Here is a 26,992-nt window from a genome sequence, read left to right on the forward strand (position 1 = left end):
AAATAAATTTTTGTCAGATTTGACTCAAAATTATACTTACTATCCAAACAAATAAGCGCACAGCATCAAACAGACATTTCTTTTGAAATAACAACCTACAGTAGTCAAAGAGCACTGTCGTTCTCTACTATGTGGGAATTCTACTTGACTAACTTGCTATTTCTTCGTTTATTAAAGATAATCGAAGCTCATCTTGCTCTTTTTTCTTTACTTCTGCAGCCTTAGCTTCTCTATTTGCCTTAGAACGTGCATAACGTGCAGCATAATCCTGTTCTGAAATAGTATTCTCAGAATCCACATAATAATTACTCATTTCTTCAACTGCTATCTTAGCTGATGTTTCATTGTCACGCTTCGTCTTCTCCTTATAACCTAATTCCTCTAGCCTTTTACGTGTCCCTGCCCTTGACTTATCCATTTCGTCTAATCGCTTATTTACGTGTGCTAAGGTAGCTTCGCATTTTGTAGTAAGGAATACATACATATCGTAAGCATTTAACCAAACGCTTCTGTCGGGGTTGAATAAGTTTGTTTCTTTAACTCGTTCATCTGTAACATACTCATTTGCTTCTGCCGTAGACAAGTAACGATTCACTTCTTTAGCCATCGGCTCTCCATTGGCATCAGTATTTTCCTCGCGCTTTTGGCGTTCCTCTTCGCTTACAACAAAGTACTGATTGGTTTCAAGTTTTGGCTTGCCAGAAACATCTTGATACATTAGACCTCTTTTTTTATCCACTATGTTTAGCTCGTCAAGTTCCTTAATCAATTTTACAGCTGTGGCGTGAGATATGTTCATTGTTTTTTCCCATTCACCAAGGGATATACGGTATGTGCCTTCATTTTCTTTACTACGAAACATGCGCCATTCCGCGTAGATCATTGCTCTAAAATGTCTTGGATCGCCCTTACAAGCATCAAACATTTCTTGCGTCACTTTCTGATACCCTAAATGTTTATAATTGTCACTACTTACGCTATCCATAACAAGTGGACTTTCCAAATCCACCATATAAATAGTTAGCAATGTATCGTATTCAAATGAATCATCGTCAAAGGTGATCTTAATCCATCCTCTACCATTCAAAACTGCCAAAAGACGTCTGATCTCTTTCCTGTTTTCTGTCTCTTTATTCTTAATCGGTAATTGTTTACTAAGTGTTATAACGGTTGTTTCAAAATTTCCCCATGCCCAATAATTTTGTGACATTTTCCCTAATATGAAATAAAGAAAGAAAGCGTATTCGTCTTTTTTCTCAATAAATAAGCTTTCATGTGCGTAAGCATTCATTTTCATTGGAAACCCAACATATTTTTCTTGCTTCGTCTCTGGCTTTTTGTACATTGTAATCACTTCTCCTTATAATTTAACACGTGTATAATTTAACACTGGTATCCATAATCTTTTATTGTTTATTAGATTCATAATGGCGCTGACTAAAATCCAACAAAGCTTTATTCAAATCTTCAGTTCGCTTGAACTGCCAAAATTTCTGCATCGACTTCTCATGAAGCCCTGAACAAATAAAACTTATATTTCTATCCATACGTAAGAACTTGAATAACTTCATGCTGTAGCAATAATAAAACTCATTTTCTGAAAACACATCTTATCTCCTTTCATATATGATCACGCAAAATAAGCCTCCGTTTGATTAGCGGAAACATGATGAACAGTCTATTGAATTCAATCGAGATCAATTAGCCAGTTTTGAATACCCTTTAGAAGCGTTTATCCATTGCGGCAACACTCTAATGTTACCTTTTTCATAACCACGTTCAGGATCAATTCTGTCCAATGTTGGGCGATACTTATAAATACAATTATTCGCTACATATACATCTGTTTGAACAATCCACTCATGTCTGAATATATCATCAACCCAGAATGCTTCAAAAAAGCTCCTTACATTGTCGAAGCTGCATCGAACGTTCTCATATCCAGCACGTGTATATGTGGACTTCCCTCTTTCAAATGCTGCTTCGCACGATTTTTCTAAAAGATACTTCGCCAAATCATTTCGTTTTAGTCTTTCTGTTCTCTCTTTAAAACACTCACTCTTGCATTCCTTGCAGTAATTCGATTTTTTATCCTTGGTATTACACTGATTATAAAAACTATCGTAAGATAGATATCTATTGCATTTACCACACGCTTTCACTAATATTCTCCTCATTTATTTGATAAATCATCCAAACTTAGCCACAATTCCCGTAACTGTTGCATTTGTGAAATCTACTTTTCCTCTGAACATGGTGCTGCTTGCTTGAGCTGCTTCAATAATAATTGGTCCCATTGTTGTAGTTAGTGCTAAATTACCCGCTGTCTGAGCAATACCACCTCGATATTGGTCTCTGTAGTAAAAATCAACGGATGAGAAATTCCCATTATCAATGACTACTCCATTCTTTTCACCTAGAGTATTTCTAGCAATGAACCCACTACCAGACAGTTCAAGATTACCAGCACTTGTTGTTGCAGTTTTAATCGTTGAACCTGTGATTGTAGAACCTGTAATTGTACCTGTAAATGTTCCATCCAGAGCGGTCAGCTTTCCATCCATTGAAACCCTAAAAGGAGCGTTGACAAATGATGCATTGCCTAGATGAATACCTTCAGAATCCGCTTTAAACACATTATTCCCACTGCCTATTGCTATTGTCCCACCAAAAATGCTTGGTGACTCGATTGTCGTAGAGGTTATTTTTGTTGATGCTATATAAGCTGGAAGTACAGGTATTACAGGTTGCTCAGTTACTTGAGTCCAGCTTATTCTTGCATTGGGTCCCATAAAGGCATTTTCGCCAAGCAGTAACTTTGTATTAGATAATATGATTAAATTCAAAGTACGTCTAATTATTATATTCATGCCTTTTCATCCACTACATACTGTTTAGCTCCAGATTTTGATATCACATGATAATCAATTGTGCCACCAACTTTGTTGTTTTGATTAATCACAACCATATACGTATCCAGAACGCTTTCAATAGCCTTGTAAGCATCGAAATGCTTAGGTAGGTAGTCAAGAGCGATATCTTGTGCAATGCCTCTTGCAGTCATCATAGGAGCGATTGTAATATGTGGTTCAAAGTTATCCGTGTGACAATACTCAATCATACCGCTTTCATTCTTTGATACATCGTAAAATGCAATAACCGTAGCCAGACATGCCGCACCTGAATTAACTTCGTAATAAGTCGGATAGTCAATTAGAAAACGTTGATGTACATTCCTCGACTCACTCATTACGATACTTGCGATTTGATCAATAGAAGTTAATTCGCTCACTTGCTTAGTTACAATTGATCGCAACTCCTCACAGTAATCTTGCACACCTGAACAAAACAAGGAGACATGGCTATTTAGTGTAGTGAGCTTCTTATGACTGTCACTGACCATCTTATCCCCTCTTGTGATCCGCCCATCTCCAAATATCATCACGTAGTTACCTGGGTTATTTACTGCAATACATAAACTCATATTTCTTCAACTCATTTCTCTAGGATATATTTTCTGTACTTCTTGACCTTTTTGTAGCTCATACCACTCCTGCTACTCTCGTAGTTACTAATATGACATATTGAGCAATTAAGGACTTTAGCCAAATCTGTTAACGTTATTCTTTTTTTCAATCTAAGAATTCTAAATTCTTCACTTTCTGACACTTTCAATCTCCTTTCATTTCTTAGCAACACAAATAAGGAGATTGAGATCATCTCCTAGAAATTAATAACAAGAAGCACTTATTCCGTAAGTGCTTCTTGCTTCATTTATAACTATATTATACCACACAAAAGTATTTTTGTCAAATATTGTAATTAACTAAAGAATTATTGAGCTTTAAGCTTATGATTGTCGCATCTATCTATTTCATTTATTTCAATTAAATTATATCCCGACTTTACTTGTTCAAGTGTCATCGGTGTTGTTTCACATTCAATGCATTCTTCTATGGTATTAATCATGTCTAAAAAGTTAGTTTTGTCTAAATCTAAAATATTAATAGAATTCATCCCCCTCAATAAATGATAGTCAATAATTTGAGAATCTATAGTACTTATCCGTTTTCTATATTTCTTTATAGTTTTCTCTATTGTTTCAAGCTCAGAAGGATCGAACATTTTTATAAACATCTGTTGGTATTCAATTACTAATTTTAATTTATGCATTACCTTTGCTTTTTCCATTTGCAGATGTACTTCTCCAACAGCATTTTTAATAAAGTCGTATAGTGTTTCATCAATATCGTTTGATACGTACTGTTCACCATCAAGAGTAATATTGTTCATATAAAATACCTCCGTAATTTATTTTAATTTGCGCTTGATAATTAATTTGAAAGTCATTTTTTTAACTTAATAGCATGTTTTATTTGTGCTACTTCTTCACTATCTAAACCAATTTCTCTAGAACCATTTACTAAAGCGGCTTTTAAAACTTTCTTTTCAAGAATTTCATTTTCAATTTTTGTGATTTTCTTTTTATACTTAATTATTTTTCTTTCTGTTTTTTCAAATTCTTCTGGATCATAGAATTCTGTAAATAGCATAAGAAAGTCAATCAACCTGTTCAATGTAGCAATATACTTAACCTTCTTAAATTCTAAGTAATATTCTGCACCAAATGTTGTAATTATCCCGTGAATCATTTCTTCTTTTTCTTGGATAATATAATCCTCTTTTTCCTCAGTTTTCATACCATCAACAAAGCTCATAACAACATCTCCTTTTATTTTAATTTACGCTTGTATATAATAAATGAGGATTAATTCCTCATTTACACTCACACTCCATATAAATCAAAAACATTATCTTCTGTCACAAAATCCTTAATAGAATTATAGGATTTCACATTATAAATATTACATATATCTAGTAGTAAAGATAAATTTATAGGTACTCTCTTTTGTTTCATTTTGTCATTTGCAAAGCTCAGCATCCCGGAACGCGATATATTCTTTATGGTAAAATTCTCTAATCCTAACACCTTTTCTATAGTACTAATCCTACGATAAATTACAAATTTATCTGCTGGACCTAGATTTTTTATTTTACCAGTATTTGAACTCCGAATAATATATAGACCACCAACTAGTTCTGTAAAGGTTCTTACATTACTGTTTTCATCCATTTGACCATTATTTTTATAATAATAAGGTTCTTCATACGCTGCCATAATCAAATCTAGACTTAATTGAGTTACATAAGTTTTTCTTGTAGAGCCATCTTCGTCAATTAAAGCTACCTGACCTGATAGATCATCCACGTCAGCTTCCTTAAGATTACGAAGTTCACTAACAGCTTTACCCTGAACACCATCAAATATTAAGCTAATGATTACAGCATCCTGAGGATTTTTACATTTTTCAATAATATTAATAATTTCTTGCTTAGTATAGAATATCTTTGCATCTTTATTCACAAAATTTCGGAACCATCTTGTATCTACTCTATTCAGAATGTTATCACTAGTACTTTTTATTTTATTTTTAATAGTCCAATCCACATAAGCAGTCACAATCCTACCGCTACTTTGAGCACTAGAGTTATAATTCATATCTAATATTTTAAAAAAGTCGATAAATTCTGATAAATCAAATTCACATAAATCTTTTTGCTTTTGTAATTCTAAATCTTTGCTCTTTTGAAAAATGTAACTATAGGTGGTCTGAGTCCTTTTGGGATATTCGCTTAAAAAGCCAATTTTATATTCTGGATTAAAGTAGTGACTCTCCATTTTGACATCACCTATCATTATTTTAATTTGCGGTTATTGATCGACCTAATGTAGATATTATATCATTTTAATTTGCACCTGTCAATAGAAAGACAGAATACACTAACGTACCTCATACTAAATACATTATTTACTAGGGTAAGGGACTGGTATGACCCAGCCCCTCCTCATCAAACCGTACGTGAGGTTTTCCCTCATACGGCTTTTCGATGTTTGTCATTCATAGGCGTGCAGATTACAAAAACGTTTTAGTCCACACTTATTAGCCATACACTTGACCTCCGGGAATGAACTCATCCATTTCCTCCGTTTTCTCTTCTTAGCATACCACTGCGTAGATTGCTACAGAATATACCAATCCAGCTTGGCTAACCTCTTTTGACTGTAGCTCGTGTAATATTAATTTCTCCATCCTTGTATCTTTCGACCGAGCCATTCCACGTGTTACTCAAACGATTTCCAGCGAATGCCGGGCGGTGCTAACCTGTCTTTGACCACACCTCGAATACGCTCCTCTGCCTTTTTCGTTAGCCACTGCTGTGTGGTATAGTACACCTTCCCTTGAGAGCCTCGTATAAATTTGGTGTCATCCATCTGATTTCCCACCTTAAGTTTTAATGTCTGCTACATATGGAGTAAATCCAAGCTCTGACCCTCCTAATTTCTCGCCTAACGCGTTTTCTCTACATGAGTACCTCTTTATGCCGTCACATCAAAAAAAGCACCTGAGGCATCCCAAGGTGCTAATAACGTTCACACTCTAAATTTGTTTGCTGGAGAGAAGCGTCTATGGGCTTCGGCTATATCAACTGCGTTCATTTGTATATACATGCGGACAATATCCATTCGGGAATGACCCAGTAGCTTTTGAAGGGTAAAGGCATCTCCACCATTTTGGATATAAAACTTTGCAAAAGTATGACGCAATACATGGCAAGATGCTTTGACTCCATTCAATCCTGCATTTTTTCGAATCGTCCCAAATTGACGTACTATCCCTTTGGTAGTCATAGTTTGACCATACGCAGTCATGAATACATGATCCGATCCAAAGTTGATTTTGTTTTCTGTCAGAAGCTTTTGAATCAAGTTTAAGACCTTACGTGAAACCGGAACAATTCGCGCCTTTCCATTCTTTGCAATCTCATCATCTACTTTGACAACTCCGATTTCAAAATCAAAGCTTTTTTCATTCAGTGCCACCAATTCTCCTGCCCGTAATCCGCAATCAATACCAAGCATAATTAAAGTGAAATCCCTAAACCCTGTGTAGGTACTTTTCTTGCAAGCTCTAAGTAATGCCCTTACCTGATCTTCAGTAAGCCCTTCGACTGTATCAATAGGCTGCTTAAGCAATTTAACAGGTGCAGCTTCATTACGCTCCCAAAGTCCATTCTCCATTAGTACATTGTAAAAATGCTTAATTGTTTTTATTCGACCATTAATCGTGACTGGAGCAAGTCCTTTCCGTTTACCACCACGGACATGCGTTTGATACACTACGTACTGTTCCTGCATTTCAATTGACCATTCTCGAATGATGCTTGTAGTAACATCTTCCATGAGTTCTGAATATCCTTTGGACTTCAGGAAATTCACAAAGTATCCTTTGTCATTTAGCAAATCCTTCTTGCGCCGCTCCGAAATTCCTTCTGATCTTTTGATATCAAGAAACTTTTTAAACTGGTCATGAATTGTGACCTTTGAATAGTTTTTAATATCTGTAATGCCACTTTCATCTGAAAGCATTGCCCTCTTTCTTCCGCGAGTATCTCTTCCAGACGACAAAGAACGCTTATCCATAACTAATCCCTCCATTCGGATTAATATTGAACAAGCGTTGTAGTTGATATTGTAAAAATAACGGGGTAAATACTACAAGATGTGTAGCACATACCCGTTAATTTACCCTTGAAGTATTTACCCCATTATGCCAAAAGCACCCTATACATTCACTTAGTTCTGCATCACAAAATCATTGTCAATCTTGGCATTCGCATCCTCGAACGTCCGCAGGATGTCATAGCGCGTGTTGCGCTGCGCCGGGATCTTGCCCGCTTCGCGGATGAGCTGGGTGATCGACTCGATGTTGACCTTGTAGGTCGCGCCCGCCGAGGAGACTACGTTCTCCTCAATCATCGTGCTGCCGAAGTCATTGCAGCCGTATTGCAGGGAGAGCTTGCCTACTTCAGGCCCCATCGTAACCCAGGAGGACTGGAAGTTCTTGATATTGTCCAGCACTAGGCGGCTGATGGCTACGGTCTTCAGGTATTCCTCCGGGGTCTGGCGGTCCAGCTTCAGGTTCGTATTATCCGGCTGGAAGGTCCAGGAGATGAACGCCAGGAAGCCCTCGGAATCATATTTGTTCGCAATACATTCGTCCTGGGCTTCACGGACACGCAGCAGATGCAGCGCCCGTTCTTCCATACTCTCGCCAAGACCAATCACCATCGTGGCTGTTGTATTCATACCGATCCGGTGTGCGGTCTGCATGACGTCCATCCACTCGCGCCAGGAGCCCTTGAGCCGGCTGATCTTGCGGCGGGTACGGTCATCGAGAATCTCTGCGCCTCCGCCGGGCAGGGAATCGAGGCCCGCAGCATGAATCTCACGCATGACCTGATCCAGCGGCAGGCCGGAGACCTCCACCATCTTCATAATCTCTGCAGGTGAAAAGGAGTGCATTGTAATCTCCGGGAACCGCTGCTTGATGCCGCGCAGAATATCCGTATAATAGCTGAACGGCAGATTGGGATTCGTACCACCCTGCATCAGAATCTCGGTTCCGTTTACGCTCATGGTCTCGGCAATCTTCTGGTAGATCGTCTCATCGGGAAGCACATAGCCTTCCTCCGAACCGGGTCTGCGGTAGAAGGCGCAGAATCGGCAATATACATCACATACATTGGTGTAGTTAATGTTGCGGCCGATGACGAATGTCGTCACTGGCTCCGGGTGCCAGCGCTTCATAATAATATCTGCGGCAGCGCCCATTTTCTCAATTTCATTGCTCTCGAATAATGTGACCGTATCTTCCAACTGAAGACGTTCACCCTTCAGTGCCTTATCCAGTATAAGATCGACTGCACTCACTGTTGACGGCCTCCTCTTCATCTATGAAGTCTATGAGATAAATACAATTTGAAATAAAAATAGTCCGTTCTCCCATCGTATCACAATCGGCTGTTCTTGAAAAATGTTTCGCTGCACAGGATCGAATAAATGCCCTTGTCCCAGGCAAATTAAACAGCAGCGCCCGAAGGCACTGCTGCTTGTACGTTCTGCGAATCTCGCATGCCGGGCAGGTCCGGCGGCGCATCGCCTTATTCCAGCTCGCTCCGGGCGGCCTCCAGGGCCTGCCCGAGATCGGCGATCAGATCATCTACATGCTCTATGCCGACAGAGAAGCGCAGCAGCCGGTCATCCACACCGACCGCATCGCGGATTTCAGCCGGAATATCGGCATGGGTCTGTATCGCCGGATAGGTCATCAGCGATTCCACACCGCCCAGACTCTCGGCGAAGGCAATTAGCTTGATATGGCGGAGCAGCGGCTCTACATAGCTGGCCTCTTTTACCTTGAAGGAGAAGATCCCGGTGTTGCCGGAGGACTGGCGGTTCTGAATGGCATAACCCGGATGGTCCGGCAGGCCCGGGTGGAAGACCTCGGCAATCGCCGGATGCTCCTGCAGATAACGGGCAATAGCCAGGGCGTTGCTCTCATGCCGCTCCATACGAAGGGCGAGGGTCTTCATGCCCTTCATCAGCTGGTAGCTGTCATTCGGCGCGAGCACGGCTCCCAAGGAGTTATGCAGGACAGCCATTTCAGCCGACAATTCTGCACCCTTGGTCACAATCAGCCCCGCCAGCACATCGTTATGCCCGCCCAGATACTTAGTCGCACTGTGAACCACGATATCTGCGCCAAGCTCCAGCGGGCGCTGGAAGAACGGGGTCAGCAGCGTATTGTCCACAATCGTGAGTAGCCCGTGACGGCGGGCCCAGGTACATACGGCTTCGACATCCGTAATCATCATCAGCGGATTGGTCGGTGTCTCAATGAATACAGCCTTCGTGCCCGGCTGGCGGGCCGCTTCCAGGCCATCCAGATCATTCGTATCTACATAGGAGGCGCTGATGCCGTATTTGGAGAGAATCCGTTCCAGCAGCCGGTAAGTACCGCCGTACAAGTCCAGCGATACAATGAGATGGTCCCCTTGTCCAAACAAAGTGAACACTGTAGTCAGTGCAGCCATACCGGAGGCACAGGCGAAGCCGGCATCCCCGGATTCCAGGGCCGCTGCCGCTTCTTCTAGGACAGAGCGGGTAGGATTTTTGGTGCGGATGTAGTCAAAGCCTGTGCTCTGTCCAAGCCGCGGGTGACGGAAGGCCGTCGCATGATAAATCGGGTAATTAATGGCCCCGGTGGCGGGGTCCTCCATTGAACCAATCTGTGCCAGTCTGCTCTCAATTCTCAGTTTCTCATCCATCTCCATTGCCTCCTGATTAATTACTTCTATTAAGAATAAGTCAACCTCTTAGATAAATGCCCCGATATCGTAAGGAGTCTCCTGGTATACATAGTAATTGAGCCAATTAGCGAATAATAAGTTAGCATGGGCGCGCCAGACTGCCGGCGGTGTGCGTGTCGGATCATCCTTGGGATAATAGTGCTTCGGCAGGGCAACCTCCAGCCCCTTGGCGATATCCCGGTCATACTCCCATTTTAAGGAGAAGGGATCATACTCCGAATGTCCGGTGACAAAAATCTGCTTCCCGTCATGCGTAGCCACCAGGTACACCCCGGCTTCCTCGGATTCTGCCAGAATCTGCAGCTCCGGGTTCTGCTCAATATCTTCACGGGAGACGTCGGTATGGCGGGAATGCGGAACATGGAACACTTCATCGAAGCCGCGCAGCAGCTTGACATTATTATGGCTCATTGTATGCGGAAACACTCCAAAGCATTTGTCCGGCAGACTCACCTTGCGCACGCCGAAGTGATGATACAGCCCTGCCTGCGCCGCCCAACAGATGTGCATGGTCGAGGTTACATTTTGCTTGCTCCACTCAAAAATCACTTTCAGCTCTTCCCAGTAGTTGACATCCTCGAACTCCAGCTGTTCTACGGGAGCGCCGGTTACAATCAAGCCGTCGAATCGGCGGTGGCTGATCTCATCAAAGGTTTTGTAAAAGCTCTTCAAATGCTCTGCCGAAGTATTCTTCGACGTATGGGAGCTGGGGTGCAGCAGAACAACATCCACCTGAAGCGGGGAATTCCCGATAAGGCGCAGCAGCTGGGTCTCAGTAGTTTCTTTGGTAGGCATCAGGTTCAGGATGGCGATCCGGAGAGGACGGATATCCTGATGGAAGGCCTGGCTTTCATCCATTACAAAAATATTCTCACCGGATAATACTTCTTTGGCCGGCAGGCTGTCGGGAATTTTGATAGGCATTGCTGTTCACTCCTTAACTGAAATGGGGTTCCACTTGGTGGTTCAACCTGAGGCAGGGTAGCGAAAAAAGACCTTTCCCGGGCGAGAAAGGTCATATCATGCAGTCATATGCGCCTCTCTCATCTGCCAGAGAACTTCCGCCGGACGAATAACGCCCTGCAAAGCTTCCGCAAGAATTAGCACCGTGCGTTCACACGCCGGTTGCCGGGTTTCATCGGGCTAGTCCCTCCACCTGCTCTTGATAAGATTTAGCTGTATTCAGTTGAATAACCTTAAGCATCTGAACGATGCTTTTTCTTAAATTTCACTTTAAATCATGAACCTCCTTTTCGTCAAGTCCATACAATGCTGAAGGGGCCTTATAACAGAAAACAATTTCTCTTGTAAGAGCCATATCCCGGCGTTATACTAGACAAGTGTTTCAACCAAGTGGAAACGGCTTTGCCGTCCCTTTAAAGGACGGTACCGTTTCAGCGAGAAATATAAGGATAAGGTATCGTGTGAAACCTATACATTCTTATATTTCAAAAAAAACGGCGAAAAGAAGAGGTGAGAGAACAATGGAAGGCGACCCGGGCTCGCGAATAAGCGTGCAGAATGAACAACCACACAGGATTAACATCAGCTTGCCGGCGGCGGGAGCCCTTTTTCTTCATGCTCTCGGACCGTCTTTTGGCCTTCGTCCATGATTGTACCACCGGCCAAGCTGATTTTTTCCGTGTGCTGAAATTAGCATACCCCTGGAGAAGACCAGGGACATAAGGAGTGAATCAGATGAAAATCCGGCTGGTGAATGCAGGGGTTTTTACGCCTGTTGACAACATTGAAGAAACTTTAACCGCCCCTGCTGAGGGGTTCTACTGGATTGATGCGGATGTGGAGGACCTTGTAGAGCTTCAGCCTATATACGGCCTGCATGATCTGGCTGTGGAAGACTGTCTAAGTGAAGAGGATCAGCGTCCGAAGCTGGAGATTTATGAGAGTCATTATTTCATCGTGGTGAACAGCATCCGGTTCGATGATGAGGAAATCTTCCTCCGTGCACTCAATGTATTCCTTGGCAGACATTTCATTATTACCGTTACGAAGCAGAAGATCCATGAACTGCGTGTCCTGAAGCCCGTACTGTGGGAGCAGGAGGTCAGTACGCCTGACCGCTTCCTGTATCTGCTGATCGACCTCGTTGTCGACAACTTCTTCTCGGTCGGTGACCGGATTGAAGCGCGGATCGAGAAGCTGGAAGAAGACATCCTCATGCATACCAAGAAATCGCATCTGAGCGAGATCATCGGTCTGCGCAGTGAGATTCTCTGGCTGAAGAAGATGCTCGGCCCGCAGAAGGAAGTTATCAACACACTCAACAAGAAGGATCTTCGCCTGATCGACGATCAGCTGCAGAAGTATTTCAGCGATATTTATGAGAATGCGGTCAAGATCTCTGAGACCTTCGAAACATACCGCGATCTCATGGGCAACTTGCGCGAAGCTTATCAGTCCAGTATTGCGAACCGAGCCAATGAAATCATGCGTGTATTTACAGCAATTACTACCATATTCATGCCGCTGACCGTGATTACCGGAATCTACGGCATGAACTTTGACAATATCCCGGAGATCCACACCGAGTACGGCTACTATGGCGTCATTGCCGTTATGGTGACGCTAGGCTGCGGAATGCTAATTATCTTCCGTAAGAAGGAGTGGCTATGAAGCAGAGCGGACGAATACGAAGGACGAAGGCACCGTATACCCGGCTACCGGGACTCGGAGAGCCTTCGTCTTTTTGGTATGTCACCAGTATGTAATGCGTCTGCGCCGATCAGGAATTCCGGTCATCAGGACCGTAGATTGGGACTGATGCAGGCCATCAGACTCAATAATTATTGAGGGGTAACTATCCCTAACGCCGCCGGATGCTCCCGCCGGAAGCGGATGCGGATCAGCCGCAGGCGTTCGTAATACAGATCAAGTCCGTCAGCAGGTACGAAGTTGTCGCCGTAGGCTTTGTAGAGGACAGGCTTCAGGAAGTTGTCGCCGATCAGTTCATAGGCTGTCCAAATATTGTTCTGTTCTTCGGGACTCACCTCTCTCAGCTCCAGGGCAATAAGCTTCTCGGCCGAGTAGCCGTCCTTCTCCAGCTCCTCTACCACTTCAAGCACTTCACGGCGGGAAACTCCGCTAAGCACTCTGAGCTGCTCCATCCCCTGTCCCTCTTCAATCCCCTGTAATAGAACGCGCCGCAGTCTCAGCCGCTCCAGCTGCTTCTTGTACTTAAGCTCCTTCTGCTTATAGTGCCAGGATACGAAGCTCTCTTCGTCTATGGCATGATTCACCCAGCTTAGCGGAAAATCATGCTCACGCTCAGCCGCCGCGGTGATGCTAAGCCAGTCTGCACCATACTGTGAGACTTTGCCTTCACCCACACCCGGGAGCTGCAGCAGCTCCTCCTCCGTGCGGGGAAGAAATGCGCTGATCATGCGCAGCAGTCGGTTGCTGGCCAGGATATAAGGCGCCTTCCGCTCACTGGAGGCCTTCCCTCTGCGCCAGGAGCACAGCTCCTCGAAGATGGCTTCATTCCCGTATTGCTCACTGTAATACTGCAGCTTAAGCTGCTCCTGGCTGCGGCTGCTGAGGTTATCGTCATCATGAAATACCCCGTCAATCAGCGGGCGGTAGCCATCCCCCATCTTCACGGCAAGCTCGTGCCGGTAAACACACAGCATCTCATTCCATGATCCGCCTTCATACCACAGGCTGTCGCCCGTCTCCTCTTCGCCGGAGAAATCACGCCAGCCAAGACGCCACTGACCCTCTTCCTCTCCAATCCACAGCTGGGCAAAATTCTCTTCGTCCATTCCTGATCTTCTGCACAAACGGTTCATAAATACGATCTGCATATGAATCCCTTCTTTCGTCGTCTTACAGTACGCATGAGCGCTCTGAACGCAAAAAAAGCACCTCTCCCACGACATTCGTGAAAGAGGTGCTTCCTCTTAAATGCTATACTGTTAAAACCTAGAATACCATATATTACGTAACAGTCAATCTCTTTTTGACAAAATATCCTACTTGCGGTCTAAAGCCAGCTTGGCCAGACCCAGTGCTCCCGACAGACCGGCGTTATCTCCAAGCTGCGGAGGCACAATGTAGCTGCCAATCTCTTCATTGAGCGCTGGATGCTGCACATATCCGCCGAGCAGCTCCTGCAGCTTGGCATGGATCAGCGGGAAGAGCTGGCTCTGCTTCATCACACCGCCGCCCATTACGATCTTCTGCGGCGAGAGGATCAGCACATAGTTCATAAGAGCATGAGCCAGATAGTGGGCCTCCATCGCCCAGGCCGGATGATCCGCAGGCAGCTCGCCCGCGGGCTTACCCCAGCGCTTGCCGATGGCCGGACCCGCCGCCAGACCCTCCAGGCAATCGCCGTGATAAGGGCAGAAGCCTTCGTAGTGGTCCTCGGGATGACGACGGACCAGAATATGGCCCATCTCCGGGTGGGACAGACCGTGAACGAGCTTCCCGCCTACCACAGCACCGGCACCAATCCCGGTGCCCACCGTGATATAGAGACAACTGTCCAGCCCTTGCGCTGCTCCCCAGGTGTACTCGCCCAGCGCTGCGCCGTTTACATCTGTATCAAAGCCGATCGGAACCCGGAATTGCTCCTCCACGGCTCCAACCAGATTATATCCGCCCCAATGCGGCTTCGGTGTGGTTGTAATATATCCATAGGTGGGGCTGCCGATAACAGGGTCAATCGGTCCGAAGGAACCGATCCCGATAGCCTCCACTGATTTTCCGCTGAAATAATCCATTACCTGGCCCATAGTCTCCTGAGGAGTAGCCGTCGGAAAGCTCACCCGGTCGATAATCGTCCCGTCCTCATTCCCGATACCGCATACAAACTTCGTTCCCCCTGCTTCAATCGCTCCCAACAATTTCACTGCAGCGTTCCCCCTTCTCCTGATGCATCCATATGCTGTTGCTTCTGATAATTTCGATAGACTCCTGAGATACGATAAATACAATGATAGTTTCCTGCGCTGGAACTTGCCCGTTGACCAGCCCGAGCGCATTAATGAAGCGTTCTCTTGTCCTATTATACGTATCAAATATACGTATGACAAGCGGTTGACATACAGTATGAATAAGTGATTTGCTGATGAGGCTTAGGCCGGATTGAACGGGACGGGGGGGTAGTTGGATTTTCTACACTTGCTAATGAACGAATAGCCGATGCTAGAACAACAGTTGGAAAAACAACACTTAATGTTGCCCATTTTAGCCCAAGTAGCTAAAAGTAACATGAATAGATGTTGTTTTTCCAATTATCGCCACACATTTCGTTAGAATTAATAATTTAAGATACGTTATTCCACTTGTTGGTTGCGGGAGCCGGGAACATGCTGCTGCACAGCCTGTTTGCTGTCACGATAGGCCCGGCAGGCTGCTACAAGCCGGGCTGCTGCCGGAAGATGGGAGGCGAGATGGATATGCGCATAAGCAGCCATAATGCTGCCGCTGATGTAGCCTTCAGGCTGGCTCCCCCCTCTGCCCTTACTCTCATAGGCATAGTTCCGGGCTTCCCCGTCAAGATAGCTCATGACGGAGTAATGAAATTCATGGCCGCGCAGACGCTCGCCCTGCTTCAGCAGCAGGCAATCGTGAAGTGCTGTAACTTCACGATAGCCGAGTGCCGCCCGGCGTTCCTGCATCACGGTGTGTGCCGGAACGATTCCGGCCATCTCATGTACCCTGCTGTTGCGGTCGGTCAGACTGCGGGCCAGCACCATGTAGCCGCCGCACTCCGCATACAGCGGCATTCCGGCGGCGGCGGCGGATCTCAGGCCGCTTAGGAAGAGTTGGTTCGCGGCAATCACCGCCGCGAATTCTTCCGGGAAGCCGCCGCCGAGATAGATGCCGTCCGCTTCCGGCGGAATGCCTTCACCGCTGAGCGGGCTGAAGTACACCAGCTTAGCACCTTCACGTGCAAGCAGCTCCAGATTATCGGCGTAATAGAAATTGAACGCCGCATCCCGGGCTACGGCAATGAGCGGGCCAGGCCCCGCCGGGCCTGCCTGTGTCTTATGTATCTGAGCAGCGGGGTTACAAAGTTCAGCCGCATATGTAAGAGAGCGAACTTGCTGGTCCGGCATCTGCATGCAGGCAAGCAAGGCTTCTTGCTCCGGCGACACAGGCTGCCCCTGCACAGCAGGAGCGGCAGCCGCAAGCTCCAGCAGCCGTTCCAGATCCGTGCCTTGCTCCAGCATGTCGGCGGCACGCTCGAACAAGGGCGCAAGCTCCCCTCGCTCCACAGCAGGCAGCAGGCCCAGATGCCGCTCAGGGATGTCCAGCCCGCTATCGCGGGGGAGCCAGCCAATCACGGGAATCCCGCAGGCTGCTTCAATGGCAGCCTTAACTAACCGGTAGTGACCCTCGCTGCCGCAGCGGTTCACCAGAACGGCGGCAATCTGCACCTGCGGCTCCAGCTGCCGGAAGCCCAGCACTATCGCCGCGGCACTGCGCCCCATGCTGCGGACATCGACCACCAGCAGCACAGGGCTGGCGGTCAGGATGGCGATCTCCGCCGTGGATCCGGTCAGTGCTGTGTCTTCCTTGCCGTCATACAACCCCATCACGCCCTCAATGACGGACAGGTCAGCATCCGCCGAAGCCTGCAGGAAATACTCCTGCAGATAGTCGCTTGAAGTCATCCAGGAGTCCAGGTTGCGCGAGGGATGGCCTGTGACCGCAGTGTGATAGGCGGGATCGATATAGTCTGGGCCGCATTTGAAGCCCTGAACCTTCAGGCCCCGCCGGGCAAAAGCGCGCATCAGCCCCAGTGTGACCGTTGTTTTGCCCGAGCCGCTGCCTGTGCCTGCGATGACCAGGCGGGGATGCGCCTGCGGCTCATGGAGGGCTGATCCAGGCTTTTTTTCATATCCGGCTGCATTCCTCAGCTCATTCACCGCTCTTCCCCTCCTTCTCTCCGGGATAGACAATCCGGGCTACGGCGATGGTCACATTGCCGCTCTTGAGCTTAGGCTGCAGGAGCGAATGCGCACCTGAAGACAGCAGCGCAGCAGGTTCACAGACGCCGTAAGCCCCGGTTGCCCTGAATACCACCTCAGACGGATGGTCCAGCTCTACTGTATTGAGCTGCTCCGGGGTGTACAGAACCAGCTCCCAGCTGTATTTGGCGCACAAGGCCAAGAGTCCCGCTTCATCCCCCTTGATCCCGGCTGTCGCCACATTCCGCACACTATGGAGCGACAAATTAAGCTCGTGCAGAGTGTGAAGAACCACCGCTTCCAGCTCATTCACAGACGTCCCGCGGTTGCAGCCGAGTCCAAGCACCAGACTGCGCGGGCGATACACTACAGTGTACTTGGCCAGAGTAGTATCTGCCGGTGCGTCCTCCTCTGGTTCCTCCGTCACCCGGTCGCTTACCACAATCGCTGCGCTGAAGCTGCGTCTGCTATACCGAAGCTCGGCTCTGCTTGCGAACATAGAGACATGCTCCGGCACCTCAGCACCCGGCGGCAGCCAGTAACGTTCCCCGCTCTCCTGCACAAAGGCTACCGGCTCCCCATTAACGAGCGCAGCACTAACCCCCTTCATGGAGGTGAAGCTGTCGGCACGCCAGCCGTACTCCCGGCCCAGCAGATCGACAGCGAAGGTACCCTGCACATCCGAAGCCGTGGTGATCACCGGATGGCTGCCCAGCAGCTCCGCAATCTCCAGTGTCAGCCTATTCGCTCCGCCAAGATGGCCGGAGAGCATGCTGATGACATTCTCCCCGCGCTCATCGATGACGATGACGGCAGGATCGGTTCTTTTATCCCGCAGCAGCGGAGCCGTCAGCCGGACTGCCGCCCCCAGTGAGAAGAACAGAATGACCGCCTCATAGCTCCCGAAGAGCCTAGGCAGCACCCCTCTGACCGGTCCGTCAAAAACAGTGATCTCCCCGCTCCGCGCCTCCAGCTCTCCGCTATACTTGGCATAGACAAAGACCTCAGTCCCGCCAAGCCGCCCGCCAAGCTTCACAGCCAGCTCTATCCCGCTGCGCGTAATCGCAACAGCCGCATACCGCTTACTCACCGGAGCCGATTCCTTCCCTGCAGCCGTGGGTGAAGGTCTTGTCATACAGCTTGGAGCGGTGCTGATCGCGGTCCGTCAGCCCGGGGTCCAGCGCCCAGCCGGCCAGGATCATGGCATGCATGGTGATGCCAGCACCTTGCAGGTCCGCCTCCAGCTTCTCAACCGTGGTCCGCAGAATCTGCTGATCCGGCCAAGTGGCCCGCTTCACGACCGCCACCGGGGTCTCCGGGCTCCAGCCTGCGGCCAGGAATTCACTGCTCACATGACCGGCCAGTGATGCACTCAGAAACAGCGCCACCGTGCAGTGATGCTCCGCCAGCTTGCGCAGCTGCTCGCGCTCCGGCACGGGTGTGCGCCCTTCCGCACGGGTCAGAATGACCGTCTGCGTCAGCTCCGGCACGGTCAGCTCTGCGCCAACCGCCGCCGCAGAGGCAAAAACCGAGCTGACGCCCGGTACAATCTCGTAAGCGACGCCGCGTAGCTTCAGCAGCGACATCTGCTCCAGAATCGCGCCGTACATGGCGGGGTCTCCGGTGTGGACGCGGGCTACGCTTTTACCGGACTGCACGGCAAGCGTCATCAGCTCCACCTGCTGCTCAAGATCCATGCCCGAGCTCTGAAGCACCTGCGCACCGGGCTTAGCGCTGCGGATCAGCTCCTCGCTGACCAGCGAATCCGCATACAGCACCAGATCTGCCGAGCGCAGGATGCGGCTGCCTTTTACCGTAATTAGCTCGGGATCGCCGGGTCCGGCACCGACAATATATACTTTTGGCTCCAATAGCTTATTCGTCATTTGCTCACCACCATCAGACTCAGGTACTCCACTTCCTTGCCCCGCAGGTCCCGTGCATCGCGCCAGACAGTCTCATAGGGGGAGGTGACCTTGGTTACCACCGAGGCGCGGCCGGACAAGCCCAGCTCATCCAGCACATCCAGCACCACATCTAGCACCTTGGCCACCTTAAGGAACACCACCGTATCATGATGCAGCAGCGCTTCCCGAAGCACCACCCTGTCGTCCGTAGCCGGGATGATCCCCACCCGCTGATTGCCGTCTGCCAGGGGCTGCTCCAGCGCAGCCGCCGCGCCCAGCACCGAGGATATTCCCGGAACCGAGACGACCGGCACACCGGGGTGCAGCTCCTGCATCAGCCGGGCCAGATGAATGAAGGTACTGTAGAGATTAGGATCGCCTTCGGTCACAAAAGCCACATCCCGCCCCTGTCTCAGCTCTCCCCAGCACAGCTCTACCGTACGGGTCCAGCCGCCAGCCAGCAGCTCCGGGTCCTTCGTCATCGGAAAGACCAGTCCGAGCATGATTTTGTCCTGCGGGTCTACATGCAGCTCAATGATTTCATAGGCGTAGGATTTGCCGCCCTTCTTGGTTGCCGGGTAGGCAATCACCGGACATTCCCGCAGCAGACGGCAAGCCTTAAGCGTAATCAGCTCCGGGTCGCCGGGGCCGACGCCTACGCCGTATAACGTTCCGAGCGCCCGGGGAGTCAGTCTTTCCTCCAGCTCCAGCTCTTCTGCATCCAGCGGGTCAAATAACGCACTGGCCGCCTGTATCGCTGCTTCTGTCCACAGCGTCCCTGCCGCTTCTCCTGACGATATTTCCTGTCCGTCCGCAGCCTGCTCACGCGGCTCAGTTACATCGGTCTTCATTGCGGGTTCCTCCTTCGTTATTGTCTGATGATTAATGAAGCCTCCGGCCGCTGACCACATAGACGGGATTCATTCCGTCGAACCGGGTCATGCCGAGAATCGGCTTGCCACGCGACGCCTGAAGCATCGTCACTTCGCAGGCCAGTCCTGCGGCCTTAAACGCCTCCATGCTGCCATGCAGCGTCTCCACCGTGATCGCCCCAACCACAATCCTTCCGCCGGGCTGAAGCCTCGCAGCGCTATGTTCAATAATGGCCGCCAGCTCACCGCCGCTGCCGCCGATGAAGACGGCATCCGGGTCAGGCAGAGCGGCCAGGCCCTGCGGCGCCTTCGCCTGAATGATTTCGAAATCCGCCCGGAACTTCAGACGGTTCTCTGCCATATTCGGCAGGTTCTCCGCACTTTTCTCCAGAGCGTAGACCCTCCCGAGTCTGGCGATCCGCGCACATTCCGCAGCCACCGCACCCGAGCCGGAGCCGATATCCCACACGACTGCATCCTCGGACAGGTTCAGCTCCGACAGCACCAGAGCGCGGACCTCGCGCTTCGTAATCAGGCCTTTCTCCGGCTTACGCTGCCGGAACTCCCCGTCGGGATAAGCGAATCCGCGCCGCACGGGAGCGGAGACCTCCTGCTTACGGCGCAGGATCACGACATTAAGCGCTGCGAACTCCCTGGTCTCCATTTCCTCCAGCGTCCAGAACCGGCAGATCTCCTCTGCGCCGCCAAGCCGCTCGCAGACAAACGCCTCATATTCCACCATCCCGAACTCCTGCAGATAAGCGGCAATGACCGCAGGGGTGTTGTTCTCGTCTGTCAGCAGGGCGATTTTGTGCCTGCCGTCGATACGCTGGGCCAGTCCCTGAATGGGACGCCCGTGCAGACTGATCAGCTCCGCATCCTGCCAGCTGTCCCCGAGCCGCGCGAACGCAAGCTGCACGCTGCTATAATGAGGGATCACCTCCACATGCTCCGGCCCGAACCTGCGGACAAGATACCCGGCAATCCCAAAAAAGAACGGGTCCCCCGAGGCCAGCACCACCGTCCGCCGCTCACGCCACACCTCCTCCAGCTTGTCTGTAAAAGGCTTCAGCCCGCCTTGCAGCACGATTTTCTCCCCTCTGTATCTGCCGAAAAAATTCAATTGCCGCTCGCCGCCCAGCAGCACCTCGCTGTTGTTCACTATGCTTAAGCTATCCGGGGTCAGGCCGCCGGCACCATCCTCACCGATCCCGATCACATAAATCAGGTTATCCATGAATCTCCGCCCTTCCCAGCACCCGGCCCTTCATTGTAATGAGCACCATTTCCACAATCATGCCTCCGTTCATATGCGCCAGACTCTGTTCACAGGCATGCCTGCACAGCTGCTCGAAAAAAGTGTAATTCCCCGCCTCAGTCATCATATCCACGACCTGTGAGGCTGTGTTGGCGGCAGCAATCTCCTGCACCTGCTCCGGGGACGCTCCCGCCCCCGCCGCAACGGTTGCCAGAAATCCGAAATCGACGGGCGCGTTCTTGGAGTGAATCAGCATGGCCCCCTGAGCCACCTTGGAGAATTTGCCGGCCATCCCGACGAAGGTAACCTTGCGAATTCCGTATGCCTTGGCATGCTCCAGCGAGAAGCCCACATATTCCCCCATCTGTATAAAAGCTTCCTCCGGAAGCTCTGCGAACATCGCGATCGCGTATTTCTCGCTGCTGCCGCCTGTGGTGAGCACAACCTGCCGGTTCCCCGCCGCAGCCGCCACCGAGATAGCCTGAACCACACTCGCCTTGTAGGCCTCGGTGGAGAACGGGGTCACCACGCCCCGCGTGCCCAGGATCGAAATGCCGCCCAGAATACCCAGCCGGGGATTCAGCGTCTTCATGGCGATGCTCTCGCCCTCCGGCACGCTGATGACTACCCTCAGGCCCCGCACTGCACCGTGCTCCTCCAGTACGGCGGATACCGCCTCCTGAATCATCCTCCGGGGCACCGGGTTAATCGCCGCCTCTCCGACGCCCATCGGCAGCCCCGGCTTCGTCACCCGGCCAACACCGCGGCCCCCGTCAATCTCCACGCCCGGCTGATCCCGCCAGCTCACCGACGCCTCGATCCACGCCAGATGCGTCGCATCCGGGTCGTCTCCGGCATCCTTCACTGTGGCACAGCTTGCCGTGTGCGACCCTGCGCACTGCCAGCCAGTCAGCTCAAAGGTATGACGGAACCCGGCCGGCAGATCAATCTCTACCGCAGGCAGGCTCTCCCCTGTAATGAGCAGGGTGGCCGCACCTGCGGCTGCCGCTGCGGCACAGGCCCCTGTCGTGTAGCCCCTGCGCAGCGGGGGAGCTGGCGTTTCACCTGCGGATTCGGGAGCGGGCAATCCGGGTTCTACAGCCTGCTTTACCTGCTCAGCCGCTGGCTTGAACTCGGGGAAGCTGGCTTGCTCCGGTTGCTCAGTTGCCTGATCGAATCCGGGCAATCCGGGTTCGATAGGCTGGCGTACCTGCCCAGCCATCTGCTCGATCTCGGAGCCGGCTGCGTGCTCCAAACGTTCAGCCGCCTCTGCGAATTCGGGGCCGCCTACTTGCTCCAACTGCTCAGATCCCTGATCGAATTCAGGTCTGGCTGCTTGCTCTACCCGCTCTGCTTGCCCCGCCCCTGCCTCCCCGCTTTCTTGGCCCCGGTTCTGCCTGACGGCTTGATCGGCTATTTCCTTGGTCATGGCACTCCCTCTTTGCTGATGGTCTAAGAATGAATCCTCACAAACTGAACAATCTGCACATCGCTGAAGCTTATCCTCTGAGCTTTCGCCCTGGGCAGGTAACCTGTCTTACTCTCTATATAACCTGATTATACTGCTGCTTCTAAGCAAATCAGGAGATTTTTATACAAATTTTTCTAGTCTTTTAGTGTCTTCTCGCAGCATCGCATTAAGAGCTAGATGTACCTTAAAGAGTGGATGCAGCTTAATAGAAATTCTGGCTCCATTGCACTTTGTACATTAGTTAAACCCCAAATCCGCCAAAAAAGTAATTCTGCTGCACTTTGTACATTAGAATTTGGCGAGGGAGGTGTTTTGGAGCTATTATCCACAAATCAAGTGTATGAACTACAGTAGAACCAGATTTCAACTATAAAATCACGAATTCTGTTGTACAGAATACTATTAGAACTAAAGAAGTAAATAATTTGAGATAGTTGTATTCTGTACATTTAAAACCCGCAAAAAGGGAGGATTTCCTCATCTAACTGTAATCTGTACAACTATATCTGCCCAAATCAAGGAGAACACCGATTATAGAAAAGTTTAATTGCACGTTTTACAGCTAATTGGCTATTCACTCGTACATCAGAGCATTTAGTTGTAGAGAGTGCGATTAAGCATACCACTTGCACCTTAATCGGGATGTGACAACTCACCAGCCCTACGCTTCAGCGATCTGATTCTCTGATCAAGCTATCCCAGCTCACCCGCCGCCCGGCGGACGGCCAGCAGACTTAGTGCGTTCACTGCGGCGACCACGATTGTACTGCCGCCTTTGCGGCCGATATTGGTGATGTAGGGAATATCCAGCTTGCGCAGCTCATCCTTGGATTCCGCCGCAGAGACGAAGCCAACGGGCATGCCGATGACAAGGCCAGGCTGGGCTTCGCCTGCTTTTACCAGACGGATTAGCTCCAGCAGGGCAGTCGGCGCATTGCCGATGACATAGATTCCCCCCGGTGCCTGTGCGCAGGCCTTGCGCGTTGCGATAATCGCCCTTGTGGTTCCCAGCGCCTTCGCCTCGTCCACCACATCAGGATCTGAAATATGTACCCGGACCTCGCCGCCGTACCGCTGAATCCGCTCCTTGGCAATGCCCGCCTCCACCATCCGCACATCCGCTATAATCGGCTTGCCCTGCAGAATAGCGTGAATCCCCGCCTCAATCGCCCCGGGATGGAACACCAGGCTGCGCCCCAGCTCAAAATCAGCCGAAGCATGAATAATCCGCTGTACAATCGGGTACTCCAATGCACTAAACGAATGTTCACCCAGTTCCTCCGTAATCATCTGAAAGCTTAGACCCTCTATCTCCTGCGGCTGTACGGTCACCGGCTTGAACTCTGTCCCGAAATCCACATTCATCCCTCTTCCCTCGTCATTAGCAGCGCATTCTTCACAGCAGCCGTAATCTCGTCAAAAGAATCAAACACAGTTCCGCCATCCCCGAAGGACAGCCCCGGCCGCATAATCAAAATCACATATAACCCCATATCCAGCGCGGCATGCAGCTTCTCATCCACCGAGCCTTCGGCCCCGCTCTCCTTGGTAATCATCACCCGGGTGCCGTACTGCCGGTATAAGGCCTCATTCATCTCTCTGCTAAAAGGGCCCTGAAGCGCAATAATATTCCGCTGCTCTATCCCAAGGGCCAGACACTTCTCCAGATTCTCCAGACAAGGCAGCAGCCTTACGGTCAGCCGGATTTCCGGATCTCCCAGCAGCTCCTCCGCAAAAATCTCCAGCGTTTTGCCGCCGGTAGTCAGCATCACAGAGCCCTTCAGCTCCCTAGCCTTGCGCGCAGCCTCTTCATAAGAATGCACAAGTAACAGCCGGGGATGGCTGTTATAGATAAGGCTCTGCCGCTCGTAGCGGAAGTAAGGCAACCCCAGCGCAGCAGCAGCTTCCATTGCATTAGCATGGGCCTCCAGCGCAAAAGGATGGCTGCCGTCCACCACGGCACGGTACCCGCCCGCCTGCAGCAAAGCGATCATCGCCGCGCGGTCCAGTCTGCCGACGCGGGTGCGGATGCCTGCGGCCATAAGGCGTTCTGCCCCGCTGGGCGTCACCACGCTGGCCTGCAGCGGCAGGCCTTGGCGCAGGAAGCTCTGAGCCAGCTCGCGGGCATCGCTGGTGCCGCATAACATGAAGATCATCGCGGCTGGCGAAGCGCCAGATCGTCTGCCGGAGCCGCCGCCTCCGTTACATCATGCCGCCCATGGCAGTGGTGCCCGTGCGCGTGATGCGTGTGCCCATGTTCATCATGCCTGTGATGCGCACACTCGTGATGCCCATGCTTCCCATGGCAGTGGTGCCCGTGCCTATGTTCCTCATGCCCGTGATGCGTACATTCATGTCGCCCATGCTCGTGCGTGTGCCCTTGATTCCCATGCCCGTGATGCGTACATTCATGTTGCCCATGCTCGTGCGTGTGCCCTTGATTCCCATGCCCGTGATGCGCACATTCGTGATGCCCTTGTTTCTCATGGCAGTGATGTACGTGTCCGTGTCCGTGCTCTTCATCTCCATGCTCATGGCGCCCGTGTCCATGTCCCTCATGACTGTGATGCCCATGCCCGTGATGTCCATGCCCATGCTCCCCGTGCTCCTCCTCACCATGATGGTGATGGTGATGATGGTGCAAAGAGGCTGCATCGCGGTATTTGCAGTTATCGCAGTTGCTGAAGGCACGCCCTTCCAGCGTCTCCTCGATCCGCTCTGTCAGCATATCCGCCAGCAGCGGATGTGCGCCCAGTGTGCCGCCGATCTCCACTTCAAGCCCGGGATGCTCCGCTGCGAATTGCGCCACTCTCTCTGCGAACTGCTGCATTAGCACTCCGGTGAACAGCAGGTACGGCAGAACAATAATTTTGCGCGCACCCAGTGCAAGGCAGCGCTCAAGCCCGTCCGGCAGCGAAGGCTTGGCGATGGCAATGAAGCAGCTTTCCACGCTGCGGTAGCCTGTTCTCTCCCAGAGCAGCCGGCTTATTTTATACAGATCGCTGTTAGCATCCGGGTCACTGCCCCCGCGTCCCATCAGCAGTACGATGGTGTCCTTATCCTCAATCGTGGATGCACCGTTCCCGCGCAGGTCCAGGTCCATTCCGCCAGCCGCCTTCACCGGCGGGAGTGGAAGTCGTTCTGCTTCCTGAATCCGCTCCAGCAGAATATCGACGGCACGGTCCTGTACCCCCAGTGGACGCCCGTAGATGAACTTCACCCCGGGATATCTCTGCTTGGCTTCGTCAATGGCCATTGGAATATCAAGCTTGGAATGCCCCGCCGCGAACAAAATAATCGGCACTACGTATATCTCCGCCGCACCGCCCTCAATGCATCTGGCAATCCCGCCAGCGATGGAAGGCGAGGCCAGCTCTATGAAGCAGGTCTCAACTTTCAGCTCCGGCTTACGGGCTGCGAGCAGGCGGGTGAATTCCAGCAGCTCCTCATTTCCCGCTTGAACCCGGCTCCCGTGTCCCACCAGTAATACCGTTCTCATCGTCTGCACTCCTTCTTTGCTGTTATCGTTATCGGATGTATGGGCTGCACTCCCTGTTGCGCTGTCCATCCGTTCCCGGAACGCATAATACCGCTCCTGCTCCCGGCCATGAGCCCTGTAGTCCTCAACTGCGGCAGCTACAGCGGCTACCGCTTGCTCTTCGTCCATCCCTTCACGCACCAAAATCCCTGCATGGGCACCCCGCCCGGCCTTCTTGCCGCCGAGATACAACTCATAGCTGCCGCGCGACATTACCAGTCCGATATCATCCAGCACAGCGGAGCTGCAAGCCATCCCGCAGCCGGCTACACTGATGTGCAGCTCTCTGGGCACAGCCATTCCATGCAGCAGGGTGTGGAGGCGGACAGCAGCACTTAACGCTCCGCTTCTGCGCAGCTCACAGAATCCGCAGGTCTTCACCTTCACGTAATCTCCAGGCGTACTTACATTCAGTCCGGCCTCCAGCAGCCTTGCTCCTGCCTCTGCCTCTTCATTCCGGCTGCCGCGCAGCAGGAAATATCCGTCCTTCGTATAGATCAATTGCCCATCGCTGCCTGCAAGCTCAGCCAGCAGCTTCATCTGATCACCGTTGAAGCTGCGGCTGCCGGTTGCGGGAGCAATCTCCAGCTCGAAGGAAGAATCGGTGGATGCCTTCAGGCGACCGGACAAGCTCCGCAGCCGCTCCACCTGCGGAGCAGCAGCCAGGCTCTGCGCAGCAGCCTCTTCCGTCTGTCCTGATTCCGCTTCGCCACAGCCCAGCGCCCATTCCATCCGA

23 protein-coding genes and 1 riboswitch are annotated in these 26,992 nt (G+C 50.5%); of the genes, 1 reads left to right on the plus strand and 22 read right to left on the minus strand.

The window, feature by feature from the left end; genetic code table 11:
• Positions 1 to 148: 148 nt before the first annotated feature.
• From C173_RS03220 to metA, 11 genes are all read right to left on the minus strand, one after another.
• A complete protein-coding gene (locus tag C173_RS03220) occupies positions 149 to 1,345 on the minus strand; it encodes a hypothetical protein (protein WP_036722423.1) in 1,197 nt (398 codons plus the stop codon).
• Positions 1,346 to 1,697: 352 nt separating this feature from the next.
• Positions 1,698 to 2,162, minus strand: coding sequence for a hypothetical protein (locus tag C173_RS03230; protein WP_036722432.1), 465 nt, complete (start codon positions 2,160 to 2,162; stop codon positions 1,698 to 1,700).
• Between the two features lie 27 nt (positions 2,163 to 2,189).
• The gene (locus C173_RS03235) at positions 2,190 to 2,870 is read right to left on the minus strand and encodes a hypothetical protein (RefSeq protein WP_036722434.1); all 681 of its coding nucleotides are present in this window, start codon (positions 2,868 to 2,870) and stop codon (positions 2,190 to 2,192) included.
• Entirely contained in the window at positions 2,867 to 3,403 is a 537-nt protein-coding gene (locus C173_RS03240; RefSeq protein ID WP_036722436.1) for a hypothetical protein, read from the minus strand. The genes C173_RS03235 and C173_RS03240 overlap by 4 nt, the downstream gene beginning before the upstream one ends.
• Before the next feature lie 431 nt (positions 3,404 to 3,834).
• Complete coding sequence (locus C173_RS03245; RefSeq protein ID WP_036722442.1) at positions 3,835 to 4,293, minus strand: hypothetical protein; 459 nt, start codon at positions 4,291 to 4,293, stop codon at positions 3,835 to 3,837.
• Positions 4,294 to 4,346: 53 nt separating this feature from the next.
• Positions 4,347 to 4,718: a hypothetical protein gene (locus tag C173_RS03250; RefSeq protein WP_036722444.1), complete on the minus strand. Its 372-nt coding sequence runs from the start codon at positions 4,716 to 4,718 to the stop codon at positions 4,347 to 4,349.
• A gap of 68 nt (positions 4,719 to 4,786) precedes the next feature.
• Entirely contained in the window at positions 4,787 to 5,740 is a 954-nt protein-coding gene (locus C173_RS03255; RefSeq protein ID WP_036722445.1) for a phage lytic cycle repressor MrpR family protein, read from the minus strand.
• 753 nt (positions 5,741 to 6,493) lie between these two features.
• Positions 6,494 to 7,543: a tyrosine-type recombinase/integrase gene (locus C173_RS03260; RefSeq protein ID WP_036722446.1), complete on the minus strand. Its 1,050-nt coding sequence runs from the start codon at positions 7,541 to 7,543 to the stop codon at positions 6,494 to 6,496.
• A gap of 153 nt (positions 7,544 to 7,696) precedes the next feature.
• Complete coding sequence (gene mqnC / locus C173_RS03265) at positions 7,697 to 8,833, minus strand: cyclic dehypoxanthinyl futalosine synthase (RefSeq protein ID WP_036722448.1); 1,137 nt, start codon at positions 8,831 to 8,833, stop codon at positions 7,697 to 7,699.
• 230 nt (positions 8,834 to 9,063) lie between these two features.
• Positions 9,064 to 10,230 (minus strand): aminotransferase class I/II-fold pyridoxal phosphate-dependent enzyme, encoded by a 1,167-nt coding sequence (locus C173_RS03270; RefSeq protein WP_036722449.1) that lies wholly within the window; start codon positions 10,228 to 10,230, stop codon positions 9,064 to 9,066.
• Between the two features lie 48 nt (positions 10,231 to 10,278).
• Positions 10,279 to 11,196, minus strand: coding sequence for a homoserine O-acetyltransferase MetA (gene metA / locus C173_RS03275; RefSeq protein ID WP_036722451.1), 918 nt, complete (start codon positions 11,194 to 11,196; stop codon positions 10,279 to 10,281).
• Positions 11,197 to 11,312: 116 nt separating this feature from the next.
• A riboswitch (SAM riboswitch) is annotated at positions 11,313 to 11,444 on the minus strand.
• A gap of 526 nt (positions 11,445 to 11,970) precedes the next feature.
• Here metA and corA point away from each other — a divergent pair.
• Positions 11,971 to 12,906 (plus strand): magnesium/cobalt transporter CorA, encoded by a 936-nt coding sequence (gene corA, locus C173_RS03280; protein ID WP_036722452.1) that lies wholly within the window; start codon positions 11,971 to 11,973, stop codon positions 12,904 to 12,906.
• Between the two features lie 170 nt (positions 12,907 to 13,076).
• Here corA and C173_RS03285 read toward each other — a convergent pair whose 3' ends face one another.
• The 11 genes from C173_RS03285 to C173_RS32650 form a co-directional block, all read right to left on the minus strand.
• A complete protein-coding gene (locus C173_RS03285; RefSeq protein WP_036722453.1) occupies positions 13,077 to 14,093 on the minus strand; it encodes an HRDC domain-containing protein in 1,017 nt (338 codons plus the stop codon).
• Positions 14,094 to 14,261: 168 nt separating this feature from the next.
• On the minus strand, positions 14,262 to 15,143 hold the full coding sequence (locus C173_RS03290; RefSeq protein ID WP_051477785.1) for an ROK family protein: 882 nt from the start codon (positions 15,141 to 15,143) through the stop codon (positions 14,262 to 14,264).
• Positions 15,144 to 15,569: 426 nt separating this feature from the next.
• Positions 15,570 to 17,168, minus strand: coding sequence for a cobyrinate a,c-diamide synthase (locus C173_RS03295; protein WP_081750988.1), 1,599 nt, complete (start codon positions 17,166 to 17,168; stop codon positions 15,570 to 15,572).
• Positions 17,161 to 18,300: a cobalt-precorrin 5A hydrolase gene (locus C173_RS03300; RefSeq protein WP_036722455.1), complete on the minus strand. Its 1,140-nt coding sequence runs from the start codon at positions 18,298 to 18,300 to the stop codon at positions 17,161 to 17,163. The genes C173_RS03295 and C173_RS03300 overlap by 8 nt, the downstream gene beginning before the upstream one ends.
• Entirely contained in the window at positions 18,293 to 19,096 is an 804-nt protein-coding gene (gene cobM, locus C173_RS03305) for a precorrin-4 C(11)-methyltransferase (protein ID WP_036722457.1), read from the minus strand. Before cobM ends, C173_RS03300 begins: the two co-directional genes overlap by 8 nt.
• Positions 19,093 to 19,968, minus strand: coding sequence for a precorrin-2 C(20)-methyltransferase (gene cobI, locus C173_RS03310; protein WP_081750989.1), 876 nt, complete (start codon positions 19,966 to 19,968; stop codon positions 19,093 to 19,095). Before cobI ends, cobM begins: the two co-directional genes overlap by 4 nt.
• 31 nt (positions 19,969 to 19,999) lie before the next feature.
• Positions 20,000 to 21,226, minus strand: a complete 1,227-nt coding sequence (locus tag C173_RS03315; protein ID WP_036722459.1) for a bifunctional cobalt-precorrin-7 (C(5))-methyltransferase/cobalt-precorrin-6B (C(15))-methyltransferase — start codon at positions 21,224 to 21,226, stop codon at positions 20,000 to 20,002.
• Complete coding sequence (locus tag C173_RS03320) at positions 21,219 to 22,334, minus strand: cobalt-precorrin-5B (C(1))-methyltransferase (RefSeq protein WP_036722653.1); 1,116 nt, start codon at positions 22,332 to 22,334, stop codon at positions 21,219 to 21,221. The genes C173_RS03315 and C173_RS03320 overlap by 8 nt, the downstream gene beginning before the upstream one ends.
• Positions 22,335 to 23,411: 1,077 nt before the next feature.
• On the minus strand, positions 23,412 to 24,077 hold the full coding sequence (locus tag C173_RS03325) for a precorrin-8X methylmutase (RefSeq protein WP_036722654.1): 666 nt from the start codon (positions 24,075 to 24,077) through the stop codon (positions 23,412 to 23,414).
• A gap of 2 nt (positions 24,078 to 24,079) precedes the next feature.
• Positions 24,080 to 24,874 carry a precorrin-6A reductase gene (gene cobK / locus C173_RS03330; protein WP_036722461.1) on the minus strand — a complete coding sequence of 265 codons (795 nt, stop codon included), beginning with the start codon at positions 24,872 to 24,874 and terminating at the stop codon, positions 24,080 to 24,082.
• Positions 24,871 to 26,988 (minus strand): CbiX/SirB N-terminal domain-containing protein, encoded by a 2,118-nt coding sequence (locus C173_RS32650; protein WP_442792614.1) that lies wholly within the window; start codon positions 26,986 to 26,988, stop codon positions 24,871 to 24,873. Before C173_RS32650 ends, cobK begins: the two co-directional genes overlap by 4 nt.
• Positions 26,989 to 26,992 lie beyond the last annotated feature (4 nt).

The sequence above is a fragment of the Paenibacillus sp. FSL R7-277 genome, from assembly GCF_000517965.1.
GTDB lineage: Bacteria > Bacillota > Bacilli > Paenibacillales > Paenibacillaceae > Paenibacillus_AQ > Paenibacillus_AQ silagei.